We start from the raw sequence: 13,146 nt of genomic DNA, 5'->3' as shown, positions 1-13,146 counted from the left end.
GACTCATACTCCTAATTATTATGCAATTACCTATTTATCAGGTTGATGCTTTCACAAATAAGCTTTTTGGCGGTAATCCTGCCGCTATTATTCCTTTAAAAGAATGGTTGCCTGACTCTTTGATGCAAAAAATTGCCTTAGAAAATAATCTCTCCGAAACTGCTTTCTTTGTTCCGACAGATAAAGGGTTCCATATCCGCTGGTTTACGCCAACAATTGAAGTAGCCCTATGTGGCCATGCTACTCTTGCTACTGCGTATGTAGTTTTTAATCTGATGAAATATCCTTCTGATACGATTATTTTTGATTCGCAAAGTGGTATTCTGAAAGTGAGGAAAGATGGTAAACTATTAGAATTAGATTTCCCTGTACAAAATGTAGCCCCAATAGAGCCTCCCGTTGGTTTAATTGATGGAATAGGGAAGAGACCTGAAGAAATTTATCAGGCTGGAGAAGATTACCTGTTAGTTTATAATTCTCAAAGCGATATTGAAAACATATCACCCGATTTTGGTGTTTTAAAGTCAGTAAAGGCACGTGGGGTGATTGTCACATCAAAAGCCAGATCTAAGAAATTAGACTTTGTTTGTCGTTTTTTTGCGCCAGCTGCAGGTATCGACGAAGACCCGGTTACTGGCTCAGCTTATACAAAGTTAGTACCTTATTGGGTTGAAAAACTGGGTAAAACAGCATTTGAGGCCGAACAGATCTCTGCAAGAAAAGGTAGTTTACATTGTGTATTGGCAGGAAACAGAGTTTTAATTGCAGGGCAAGGCAAATTGTATCTTAAGGGCAAAATTACTATTTAAGCCCTTTTTTAAACATTTCTTCTAAAACACTTGACACCCCCTATACGGATTTATTACCTTTGCGACCTAAAAAATTTAGGTAAATAATACTTTTTGTACCTATATTTCTTCATGCCGGAAAAAACCATATCCCCAAACATGAAGAAAATCAACAAAAAATTTCCGCTTTGAGTGGAATTGGGGAGTCTATAAAATGAAACTTTCAGAATTTAAATTTGATTTACCGCATAGTCTAGTGGCCATGTACCCTCCTGATCAACGTGATGGAGCACGTATGATGGTAGTAAACAGGAAAACTAAGAAAATTGAACACAAAATGTTTAAAGATATCGTCGACTATTTTGGTGAGAACGATACTTTAGTAGTAAATGATACCAAGGTTTTTCCGGCACGTTTGTACGGTTCTAAAGAAAAAACAGGTGCGAAAATAGAAGTATTTTTGTTGCGTGAGCTTAACCGTGAAATGCGTTTATGGGACGTTTTGGTTGATCCGGCAAGAAAAATCAGAGTAGGTAATAAATTATATTTTGGTGATAGTGATTTAGTAGCAGAGGTGATTGATAATACCACTTCCCGTGGCCGTACCATCCGTTTCTTATTTGATGGTTCTCACGAGGAAATGATGAAAACTATTCATGAATTAGGAGAAACACCACTTCCGATTGATGTAATAAAAAGAAAAGTTACCGATCAGGATCGTGAGAGATACCAAACAATCTTTGCAGAGAAAGAAGGAGCAGTAGCTGCACCCACTGCAGGTATGCACTTTACAAGAAATGTACAACGCCGTATGGAGATCAACGGAGTTAATTTTTGCCCGGTTACTTTGCATATTGGTATTGGAACATTCCGTCAGGTAGATGTAGAAGATTTAACTAAACACAAGACAGATTCTGAGAATTTCTTTATTCCTGAAAAGACCTGTGATATTGTAAATGGATCAATTGATAAAGAAGGAAAGATTTGTGCCATTGGAACAACGGTTTTGAAAGCCTTAGAATCTTCGGTATCAGCAAGTAATCATTTAAAACCTATTGATAATGGCTGGACAGACAAGTTTATCTTCCCACCTTACGATTTCAAAATTACAAATGCACTATTGACCAACTTCCATTTGCCTGAGTCAATCCTGATTATGATGGCTTGTGCTTTTGGTGGATACGAGTTAATTATGAATGCGTATCAGGAAGCTATCAAAGAAAAATATAAATTCTTTACCTATGGTGATGTAATGTTAATTCTTTAAGATTCGATACAAGATTTATTTTGAAACCGGGAAATGAATATGTTTTCATTTCTCGGTTTTGTTTATAACCTAATCATTAGTTAATATTATGGAAAAGCAAAAATATGCAGTCTTAGTAGCAGGTGGAAGTGGAAGCCGCATGGGTGGCGAGATACCTAAGCAATTTCTAGCTTTAGCCGGAAAACCTATTTTATTGCATACCATTGAACAATTCCTGAAAATTAGTGATATAAATATTATCCTGGTATTACCTGAAAAAGATATTGAATATTGGCATCGAGTGGTGGCCCAACAATCTTTAAATACTACCGCGCTTCAAGCAATCAAAATTGTAGTAGGAGGGAAGAGTCGTTTTCAGTCAGTAAAAAATGGTTTGGCGCATGTTGAAGCCAATAGTTTAGTTGCTGTACACGATGGCGTGAGGCCTTTAATCAGCACAGAAATAATAGAACAATCATTCAAAACTGCTGATGAATTGGGTAATGCGGTGACAAGTGTTCAGCTAAAAGATTCTATTCGTGAAGTTAGAGAAAATAATCAAAATAAGGCAGTAGAAAGAGCAAAGTTTCGATTGATGCAAACCCCACAAACCTTCCAGTCTGACATTATCAAAAAAGCTTTTCAGGTTAAAGAGCAAAGCTTTTTCACCGATTGCGCCAGTGTATTAGAATTTGCCGGATACCCGATAAATCTGATAGATGGCTCTTACGAAAATATCAAAATTACAACTCCAGAAGACTTAGTTGTTGCCGAAGCTCTATTAAAAAGCCGCTCGACTTATTGACATTTGTAAGCGAATGTAGAAATATTCGAAATTGTGCTTGATAAGTCTTGCCGAATAATTTTAACAGATTCCGGAAATCCTTTATTATTATACGTTAGCTCCCTTTTTGTACTTTGATTGGTCGATTCTTTAAATTGAGTTCCGTCTAAAAGATAGACCTTAGTTGACACAATATTATGGTCTCCATAAGGTAGAAATGTATTGAGAGGGCGAACAATCCAGTAAAATTTTATTTCTGGAATACCTGAAAAGAAGTTTCGTTTATCATCGAAAGTATGTTCTGCTATGGTAGGGGTGGTAGCAATATCTGCCCTGAAAATATTGTAGGGATTTCCGGCATTGTCATATTCAATACTTCTGTTAATGCCTAATAAATATCGGCTGCTAATTGAAATTGGTCTGTTTTTAGAATCATACTCTATTTCAATCTCATCTTCGATATTTCCGTTTGTGCTCTGTATAATCTTTGTCGCATTTCCCTTACTATCAAGAGTTGCATCATATCTTTTAATGCTTTTGGGTTTAGCTTCGTCTCTTACTGCCTTTACCTGACCCTTAGCATTATATTCAAAAAACACAACGGCCTTGTTAATAGTATCTTTATTGGCATTAATATCGTAGCTAAAGAACTTTTCAATCCGCCCGTCTTTTAAGGTAATATAATCATAATGAAATGATTTATTAAGAGGGTTCTCCTGAACAAATCTCTCTAAACGACATGTATCTAAATCCTCATTTTTACTGCATGAGATGAGTAAACCCAAAAGTATAAAGAATAGAATACTGCTTTTCATATCAGAAAATTTTGGCATATAGCCATTCAGGGAATAGTTTTATCAAAATTGCTAATAAAAAATACCTTTTCGTAATATAGGCTACATTTTTTTTCGATTCAATGGCATCTGCAATTTGCCTAGCCGCCTTTTCAGGTGTAGCTACCCAAAACATTCCTTTATTTTGCTTAGTCATAGGTGTATCTATAAATCCAGGACGAATATCAGTTATCGTTATATGATGTTTGTATTTGACCGACCTTAGACGTAATCCCTGCATATAACTCGAAACAAAAGCCTTTGATGCATGGTACTCAGGTGCATAAGGGCTACTACGCAAAGCAGCTAAAGAAGAAACGCCAATAATATGCCCACCTCCTTTGGTTTTGAAATAGTTATAAGCCCAATGCGCAATTGCAACAAATCCTGTCACATTGGTATCTATGGTTTTTATTTCTTCCTCAAAACCAGCTTTGCCAAAACCTACACCGGCATTAATTATAATCTTATCAAAACCACCATTTTTAACGGCCAGCAGCTGCGTAGTCATCCGGGCATTATGTATATCTGTAACATCTATGGTACCTATATGTATTTTCTTATTTGGATAAGTGTTTTGTATTTCTTCCAATAATGCAGTTCGCCGCCCGGTGATANCTGGTGCAATAACCCTCTAATATAAGCAGAATTTGAATCTTATTGGTCTGATAGACTGAATCTTACGTTGATACCACCGGTTGTAGTTTTTCTTGGATACGAGAAGTTGGTTACAAAAGGTCTGTTATTCATGTGCTCAACGTAGAAATTCAGGAGCACTCTCTTATTTACCTGATAAGTAATTCTTGGCCCCCATTGTAGGTTATAGTTACCCTGTGTTGGTTGTGGGTCTCCATCAAGTCTTCTCTGAATAGCTTTTACATCACGAATGGTAAAAGCAAACTGAAGATTCAGGTCATTTTTCAAAGTAATTACTTTACCGTCTCTTCCTCTTAACGGTAGTTTCACACCATTCTTTTTAAAGCCGAAATTGAATACAAAATCAGAACTGCTATACTCGGCTACTTGCGAATTAGAAAGATTTAAAGCCGCTCTTCGTTCCCTGTTCCAGTCAAATCTACCGGTAATTTTACTCTTAGTTGTAAACTGAACTCCAATGAATGGTTGGAATTTCTCTTCAAGCGTAACAGTACTCATGACAAATACCGGAACAAATTGTTTTTGTTTTACGTATTGATCATTTATTAGCACATCTACAGTAGTAGTTTTTGAGGCATTGGAATATGGATAATCCATTATCATAAAATTAACTACTGCTGCACCATAATCAAGTGAAGAAGTGAAGTTACCTACACTATAAGTTGAGCTATAACTATGGCTAATCGAAATGGAACTGAACATTTTATTGAATGGGGCCAGATTAGCTAAACCACTATAATCAATTCGCCAGTTAGGCATCGGGAATCTGAAACCTTTCGAGAATGGAAATTTATTAAGGTCTAGTTTAGTGCCTTTACCACTATAAGCAGCAATAAATGCAGGAACCAGAACATCCTGAGAGTTTTTATCATAAATCCCTTCTTTATTAGGATTTAAGGCAGTCAGCTTTTCAGCAAAAAACTGACGGTAACTACGCATATTTTCAAAGATTTCATAATGGTAATTATTCTTAATATCTTTTTCTGTCATGCGAGCAAAAAAAGTATTAAAAGACCAGAATGAAGTACTGAAGTTACCATTTCGAACCGGACTTGTACTGCTGTATCTTCCTAAAGAGTCTACTATATAATATTCCTGATAGCTGTCTCCGCGACTGAAATTACCACTAATCTGCATTCTGAAGTCTTTGAATGGCTCAATAGTAGTACGATATGAGAATTTCTTCTGTTTAGTCTGCACAAATGGCTGTGTTTGTGTTTTGGTTTTTGATAACCAGCCTTTAGAAGCTGCAAACTCCTGAAAATTACCATTTGCACGTTTGAAATCTCCCTCAGTAGTATATTGATTCCCCAACACAAAACCTAAACCTGGGGCACCGTCTGGGCTCAATCCAAAAAACTTGGGCGATGGCATAAAGCCGGGCAATATAGTTGTTTCTACAATAGAATAATCATAATCAATTCCTCTCACCGCCATCAATAATCTGGTAAATGCTTTGGCAACATTACTTGGCGGAATCTCAATGTTTTCATCATCGCCCGGATTACGGGTAAATCTCTTCCTTTCAGGATTTGGACTATTGGCAAATTTTAGATACTTAACTTTATTATAAAGCTTAATAAAGTCGATCTTTCCTCTGATACCTCTGTCTCTTCCATTGCGAATAGTATTTCCAAATGGTATCGAGTCTTCGTCCATAATATTCAGAGCTATCGCCTGATAACCAAAATTATTATTGTATTTAGCATCCGCAGTTACCCAGTCAAGCAAGAAAAACTTGTCTAATGGGAGGCGATAAGTAAAGCGCATTTCCTGATAAAAGTTCTTTGCACGCCCAAAACCAAGAATACTTTGGCGCAATTGCTGCGCTTTTTGTTCTGTGTTTATGTCTCCATATGGCTCATCTACAATGGCATTCATAGTAGCTGTATAGTTGAACAGAATACTCTTGGTAAGGTTCCATTGCAAATCATAAAAACGATTCATTAAGAAATACTTCTCAAAATAAGGTTGCACGCCGTCAGTAGTTAAGTCTGAATTTCTCAATAATGTTCTGGCAAAACTCTTATCAAAATCTGTTCTGAATGCCATAACTGTTGGCAAAGGAGAGAGGTTGAAATCTTTCAGCCAATATAAGAATGGACGTTCAAGGCTTTTATTATTCTTGAATGGCTCCCAGTTAATTGGCTTTGGTTGATATTGATAGGTAAAACCTCCTTTATATTGATTAAGTGAATAATCATCAATCAATATATTTCTACGGTTTACATTATTCTGTGCGTAAGTAAATGAGAAGTTCTCTACATCATAAAAATGTGGTAGCGCCCCTTCTTTAGTTTTTATTTTTCGTACATTAGAAAAGTTAAAACCCTTTCTGGTATTATTATCAACCACCATTCTTCTATAGGCTTCGCGCTTGATTGGGTCATCAATATTAGCTAGCGCATTTTCTAATGGCATATCTGGGTCAAGCGGATTGAAATGTGGTGTAACTGTTTGCTGATCAAAATTCACAAAGAATGGAATCTTCAATCCCCAGTTTTCAGGGAAAAACTTATCTACTTCAACATTTGAAGCAATTCCGATGCCTTTACCTGTCTCCCTTGCTCTTTCCGAAATTTTATCTTGTACTCCGCCAAAACCAAAGGTTTTCAAGTTGGCATTAATAGAAACAGTAGCCAAATCTGCTAATTTAATATTGGCTGCTAGAAGCCCTGCATCACCTGATGTCTGGTCAAATCCGTAAGCGCGTAACTCATCCAGCCAAACTGTATAAGTAGCAGGCTGTTCATCTGCAGATTTTGGATTTCTTAAGCCTATCATAACCGTCATCACCGCACTTAGATCCGGGTTACCTAATACTGTTATCTTATAGTTATTGCCTTCGGTTCCATCTTCTATTGTCCCAGTTGTAGTGCTAGAATATGGTACAGTAATATTTTGTGCTTTACGGTTGCGTTCACCTTTGAGGGCCACTAAGTCTTGAAGAGCAACATCAATAAAGTTTTCCTTAGGCCAGATTACATTCTCATCAATCGAGCCATTTGGTGTAATTTTTAATTGTGGGATTTCAATTTCATAATAATGTTGGCTTAAATCAGTACCAATTCTTATAAAAGCACCACCAATCGTTTTTTCATCATTAGCTTCGTTTTCAGCATGAATAAATAGTCTCAATCTTTTATAATTAAGCATATCTATTCTTGTATTGCGGAATACTCCTCTTGAATCACCATCTCTTAGGTTCGTAACTGCCAAAGACATTGACTGCTCATTGAACTTTACGTTAAACTGTTGTTGCGTAATATCCTGGTCTCTTATGAACCCAGGCGGTACCTTATAGGGAGTTTTGCCTTCTTTAATGTTACAGTTCTGCCCATCATCGGCACAACCATTCTCTTCTATACTCACAACACCCATTTTGAATTTAGCGTCGTATGGCTCAGGAACCTCTGTCAAACCAGTTTGGGTCAAACTTTTATCATAAATACGATATTGGTTAGATTCTAATTGAAGAGATGCAAAACGTAATACTACAGGCTGTTGGAAGTCAGTCAGCATCATGCGCATAAAGCGAATTGATTTGAAACCATTAATATCGCCAAATTTACGAGTAAATTGCTTAACCGGAATACGGAACAAATACCAGGTTGCCTGAGTATTGGGTACTGTAACCTGGTCAACAATAAAACCTGTCCCTGCACTCATTCTACTTGGCGATAAATCTATTTCATATTCATAAAAATTCTCAACGTCATTGATGGTATTATCAGCATTTATATCTTCTTTATCTGGTGTTACTGAATTAGCTAATGTTGGACTTGTAGTTGAATTGGCATTGCTTTGAGGTGAGTTGTTTTCAACTCCTAAATAGTTTTTGAAACGCTCAATTAATGATTGCTGTGGGGTGAAAGTAGGGTCTGTAAAGAATTTAAAGTCATCAGCAGAGGGATCTTCTTCTATTTTTGCCTTAGCAGCCGGATTGATGTTGAGATTATTCAAGTATGTCGAAATATTTCCGAATGTCCTTTCCTGAGCATTACTTAGCCCATCTAAACCTACGTCTTGCTTTTCTCTCGAACCTGGTTGATTATCGAACGCATCAGTCATAAACTGTACTTTCGGCACAAATCCCCAAGGGGTCTGATCCGGTTTTGACTGATCTGATACCGATTCGTTGGCTGGAAGGCCATTCTCAAAGCTATTTCTGCCATCAGGAATAAAATCTTCCGATATATCGCCTAAATGAAATTTCAATTTACCTCCGGTAGTATTACTTTTATTTCCATTCGGAGAGCCATCTCTGATTACATCTTTAAATGGATCCAGCATCCAGAAAGTAATATACTCTGTATTAGCATTATCAAAGTCATTATCAGCAGTGATTCCTCTCATAATTGAGCCGAAATTCTGCCTTGGATTTTGTAAATACCCATCAGCTGTCAGACTTGGGTTATAATTATACATACCTCTTTCTGCCGGGAAATAAGATACGTCTAATACACTAACAGGAACCCCTTCGCTGAAAGTGGGAATTGAGCGACCCGGGAAAATTTGCTGTGGGGTAAATGCTCTCTCGTATAAATTGCCGTTAGCTGCCTCTTGTACTTCCGGAGGTAAAACATTCCCTGCTCCACCACCAAAACCTCCATCTAGATAGGTAGTTTGGTCAATTGTATAAACTGAAATTTTACCTCTTTTGTAATTGTAATCAAAACCTGTATCACTTCCTCTATAAGCTTCAGGCGCGCTACCCGGACGCCATCTGGTCGGTTGGCGAGTCAGGTCATTGATATTACGGGTTGCCTCAAAATCATCAATCATGGCATTTCCATTAATGCGCTTATTATTCACAGATGGAAATAATTTAGCATATTCAGCCGTAAACTGGATAGAAGACATTTCTTTGGTTTGAATCAAAGGAAGCGCATCTAATAACCGGGTCAGGAATCTGGCATCTTTGCGATAATTAATATCCAGCCCAACAATCGTATTATTCACAGGTTCCTGACCGATGGCAATGCGAGTCATAAAGGCAGGTGTACTTTCACGGAGGGTCATAGCAGTTGCTCCTATATGAATGTCTTTGCTGAGGTTATAATCTAACCTTGTACCCAACATCATTCTGATTTGCGTATTAAACAAATCCGGACGTTCCCACTCGATTCTAATCTGGCGTGAAGAATTAAGCACACTTTGGTTAAGAATTTTAATTCTGCCTAGCTGTGGCTCAATCGTATAATCAGCCCCCTCTTGTAATTGTACACCACCTGCAAAGATTCTTACTGATTGGCCAGATGCTCCTAAAGGTAGCATAATATCAGAGTTACTGCTAGCCTGTAAACTACCTCTGATAAAGAATTTGTTTTTAGTAGTTACCTGCTGAGCATCAGCTAAAGTGGTTCGATATAACTCATTGAAAACATACTTGTCCTTCAATATTTGCTCATCTATAGCAAATTTTGATGCCAGGTGTGAGCCAAAAGGTTCCAGAACAGGGAAAATCAGTTTCCCCATTTTAGAGTCAATCGTTATATCTTCAATAAAGTCAAAGTTACCATCTCCACCCGGTTGAGGATCATTATTAGGGTTCAGATTATCAAGGTTCATTACCCTTACCAAAGGAACATCTTTCAGAGTCTTTCCTTCCTGTAAGTTTGGATTATCGATTCCTGTACGGTCATCTTTGTAAATAAGCCTTAATTGGAAACCTTGTTTACCTACACCTGGAACACCCAATGAATAAATGTTTTTCATCATCAAGTCCCACATCGGCGAACCGGTACGGTTACGAATTGTAGAGGATTTCAACAGCTTCAACATGATTGCTTCGTTCTCTGGACGAATAGAGTAATCTTCGGTTAGTTCACCGACTTTATAATTCTGTCCGTTGTAAGTATACTCAAAAGCAACAGCCAGAATTTCATCATTACGAAGAGGAGTAACCAAAGATAAATATCCTAACTCCGGATTGAATTTATATTCACGTTCTGTCAGGCGTTTAGCTCCTCTTAGAATTTCGTAATCTATACCTTTATTTAAATTTAAGCCTTTTAACGCTGCAGAGGAGGTTGTAGAGTCAATGCGTCTGAAACCAGGGTTATTACTAAGGTTACTGTAAAGAGTAGTGGCTTCGTTTCTTACAGGAGCATAAGTGGTTCCGGTTTTTACATCACCTAAATCAGTAAAAGCTATGAGGTTTCTCATTGACTCTACAGTATTGGTACGGTTGGTTACATAGACCTCTAAACGAGTAATCTTTACCCCTGATAACACTAATGGTAAATTACGAAGTGCTCTTTCATAATTACTTCTGAAAAACTGTGCCAGAAAGAAATGTCGGTTTTCTTCATAATTATCAGCTCTGATTTCAAAAGTACGGCTTTGTGTTCCTCCATTCAATACAATTGATTCGGTTTTTGAACGTTGCTGAGCTACAACTTGTGTAATATCTAATTTGCCGAATTTAAACCCGGCTTTTACCCCAAATAGGTTTTGGACGCCGGGTATCAGCTGACTTTTTACTGGCATTGTAATATTACCAGCTTCTACTTTTTGGAGAATATCTTCAGGTTGGTTTTTGAAATTCAGTTTTAACTGGTTCTCGAAATTGAAAGCAGCTTTTGTATCCAGATTCGTCAACATTCCCAGCTTCTCACCAATCTGTCCGTTGAAGTTAATATTTATTTGCTCGTCGAAATTAAAGAGTGTCTGACGACGCTGAATAATGGGTAGGAGGGGGTTATCAATAAATTGATGAATCAATTTAAAATCAAGCGTAACAAACCCGTTTGGCTTGAGCTTGTCAATCATGTTCCCTCCAAAAATTCGATCAACTATCGGGTTTTTCTGTAATAGAGGCCTTAGACCTCTATCAGTAGTTGCACTTTTCCCATCTGCTAATTCTTCATATTCTCTTAGAATGCTTTTCCTTACATACGCATTCTGAATGCTCGAATATTCGTTAAAAGTTAAAGACTGTGGAATCTTATAGTCAATACCTTTTCCTGCTTTTTCGGTGATAGATATATCATTGGAATTAGGTGAAACGCTAAAATCGTTATTAATAGTACCGGGGTCTTTTAAATAAAACGGAGATTGCGGAACGGCCTGCGCATAACGATTAAGGTAACGGTCTTGCCAGCGATAAGCGGGTTGTCGGCCTGTACGAACGATAATAGTATCTTTTTCCGGAACTGCTAAAGAATCGGTACGAGTAGTATCAGCTTTAGTTGTAGAATTCCTTTTTCTGCCTAATAATTGAGCGTCTGCACTCTCACTTATCAATCCAAAGCTGAAAATTAAAATAAAAAAGAAAGTATAATTCTTTACGAATAGCTGTCCGAACATAAAATTTTAGGGAGTATCAATAGGTACTTTAACACTAAACGACTAAAATCTTGCCAATAGTCTGTTAGAAATACGAAAAATTGTATGCTTTTTATTTAATGGTTTTATATGTGCACAAGATTCATTATCTAATGTTTTTCAATCAAAGCAAATCTTTGTTTTTTGCAATTAAATTCGGGTAAATCGCGTATGTATCTTTATTAATTGCAATTTATCTCAACGCCAACTTTATCAGCTGCTCCAGGCTGATTTCATTACCTTCACGCTTCAATATAGTATCTATACTTTTTTCTGCTGCTGCTCTTGCTATACCCAAAGTAACCAAGGCTGTTAGAGCCTCATTACGCAAGGCAGAGTTGGCGGGAGCAAAGATATTTGGTGTAACACCACCTAACAACGAATCCTTTTTTAACTTATCTTTTAACTCAATGATGGCTCTTTGTGCGGTCTTTAATCCTATGCCTTTAATGCTCTGAATAGTTTTTACATCTTCTGATATAATCGCATGTTTGATTTCACCTGATGATAAGGACGATAGCATCACAATAGCCGTACTCGGCCCGATACCCGATACACTGATTAAATCCTCAAACAATTCTTTTTCAGCACTATCTGAAAACCCAAAAAGTGTGTGGGAGTCTTCTCTCACAATCATTAAAGTGTGCAATTTACACCTTTCACCCGTGTTGTGAATAGCTGCATAAGTCTGTAGAGAGATTTTTACCTGATAACCTACGCCTGAGACATCAATAATTACATAGGTTGGGTCTTTGTAAGCTAATTTACCGTCAAGATAAGCAATCATATAGTTTTACAGATTTTGAGTATCTGTAATAAGTTTTAAAGGTTAGTGAAACGTTTGCTCACGTAAAGAAAGAAAAAATACCCGACTTTTTATCAATTTTTAGCGTTAAAGCCTTATTATTTTACAAGATTGACCCTTATCCCACCACTTACTTGTCCATTCAGGAAGAAAGGCGATGGTAGAGCTTCGAGATAAACACCTCCATCGATAAAGAAGGCCAGATTATTGGGCAGTCTGAATTCAATACCTGCTGTTCCGGTAGGCCCTAGAGAAATTTTACTAACCGATTTTATACTTTCGTTTCTCCAGGCATCCGGAAAATGTTTTCTAGAATTAACCTGGCCACCAAAACCATAGTAAGCATGCCCCCATTCTTTGCCAAAAAGTGCTGTATGGTACAAATAAATTCCCTGAATCATCAATCCTGCTGTTTTATACTCACCATTATTATACCTGCGGTCGTTGCCATATAGCAATCCGTAAGTACCGATATTGATGTCAAAAGCCCTATCACCATTCTGAAAATATTTTCTAAGATTAAACCCTAAAGGTTCGCCTACACGAAAACCTACCGCCCAATTGTAATCATATTGAGCTTGTGCTGTATTGATAGATGACAGGATAAGCACAGTAATAACCAAAAACAGTAATTTTTTCATGATTTGAATTTTATGTGATTGGGAAAGGATACCGAAACAAATATAACGACAATTTAACGTATA

The 13,146-nt window shown here is 37.2% G+C and carries 8 protein-coding genes; 3 read left to right on the top strand and 5 right to left on the bottom strand.

The features are described from left to right. The first annotated feature begins 20 nt into the window (after positions 1-20). The 3 genes from D0T08_RS22785 (at position 21) to D0T08_RS22775 (ending at position 2,839) form a co-directional block, all read left to right on the top strand. Positions 21-809, top strand: coding sequence for a PhzF family phenazine biosynthesis protein (locus tag D0T08_RS22785; RefSeq protein WP_116985065.1), 789 nt, complete (start codon positions 21-23; stop codon positions 807-809). Between the two features lie 193 nt (positions 810-1,002). Beyond that, on the top strand, positions 1,003-2,055 hold the full coding sequence (gene queA / locus D0T08_RS22780) for a tRNA preQ1(34) S-adenosylmethionine ribosyltransferase-isomerase QueA (protein ID WP_116985064.1): 1,053 nt from the start codon (positions 1,003-1,005) through the stop codon (positions 2,053-2,055). Between the two features lie 88 nt (positions 2,056-2,143). Beyond that, positions 2,144-2,839 (top strand): 2-C-methyl-D-erythritol 4-phosphate cytidylyltransferase, encoded by a 696-nt coding sequence (locus D0T08_RS22775; RefSeq protein WP_116985063.1) that lies wholly within the window; start codon positions 2,144-2,146, stop codon positions 2,837-2,839. Here the strand turns inward: D0T08_RS22775 and D0T08_RS22770 are convergent. The 5 genes from D0T08_RS22770 to D0T08_RS22750 all read right to left on the bottom strand — a co-directional run bounded on the left by D0T08_RS22770 (position 2,833) and on the right by D0T08_RS22750 (position 13,083). Then, on the bottom strand, positions 2,833-3,633 hold the full coding sequence (locus tag D0T08_RS22770; RefSeq protein ID WP_147322834.1) for a hypothetical protein: 801 nt from the start codon (positions 3,631-3,633) through the stop codon (positions 2,833-2,835). The two genes, D0T08_RS22775 and D0T08_RS22770, sit on opposite strands and share 7 nt — an antisense overlap. A 1-nt stretch (position 3,634) precedes the next feature. Further along, positions 3,635-4,267 carry an SDR family NAD(P)-dependent oxidoreductase gene (locus D0T08_RS28275; protein ID WP_147322833.1) on the bottom strand — a complete coding sequence of 211 codons (633 nt, stop codon included), beginning with the start codon at positions 4,265-4,267 and terminating at the stop codon, positions 3,635-3,637. A gap of 41 nt (positions 4,268-4,308) precedes the next feature. Next, a complete protein-coding gene (gene sprA / locus D0T08_RS22760) occupies positions 4,309-11,619 on the bottom strand; it encodes a cell surface protein SprA (protein ID WP_116985060.1) in 7,311 nt (2,436 codons plus the stop codon). 211 nt (positions 11,620-11,830) lie between these two features. Next, a complete protein-coding gene (gene ruvA / locus D0T08_RS22755) occupies positions 11,831-12,424 on the bottom strand; it encodes a Holliday junction branch migration protein RuvA (RefSeq protein ID WP_116985059.1) in 594 nt (197 codons plus the stop codon). Positions 12,425-12,540: 116 nt separating this feature from the next. Next, positions 12,541-13,083, bottom strand: coding sequence for a hypothetical protein (locus D0T08_RS22750; protein ID WP_116985058.1), 543 nt, complete (start codon positions 13,081-13,083; stop codon positions 12,541-12,543). Positions 13,084-13,146: the final 63 nt, after the last annotated feature.

This window comes from Emticicia sp. C21 (assembly GCF_003418935.1).
GTDB lineage: Bacteria > Bacteroidota > Bacteroidia > Cytophagales > Spirosomataceae > Emticicia.
The sequence above is the reverse complement of the archived record's forward strand: the minus strand, read 5'-3'. Positions and strand labels throughout refer to the sequence as shown.

Coding starts and splice junctions, on each gene's coding strand:
- queA (WP_116985064.1), top strand. CDS start 1,003: ATGAAACTTTCAGAATTTAAATTTGATTTACCGCATAGTCTAGTGGCC.
- D0T08_RS22750 (WP_116985058.1), bottom strand. CDS start 13,083: ATGAAAAAATTACTGTTTTTGGTTATTACTGTGCTTATCCTGTCATCT.
- sprA (WP_116985060.1), bottom strand. CDS start 11,619: ATGTTCGGACAGCTATTCGTAAAGAATTATACTTTCTTTTTTATTTTA.
- ruvA (WP_116985059.1), bottom strand. CDS start 12,424: ATGATTGCTTATCTTGACGGTAAATTAGCTTACAAAGACCCAACCTAT.
- D0T08_RS22770 (WP_147322834.1), bottom strand. CDS start 3,633: ATGAAAAGCAGTATTCTATTCTTTATACTTTTGGGTTTACTCATCTCA.
- D0T08_RS22775 (WP_116985063.1), top strand. CDS start 2,144: ATGGAAAAGCAAAAATATGCAGTCTTAGTAGCAGGTGGAAGTGGAAGC.
- D0T08_RS22785 (WP_116985065.1), top strand. CDS start 21: ATGCAATTACCTATTTATCAGGTTGATGCTTTCACAAATAAGCTTTTT.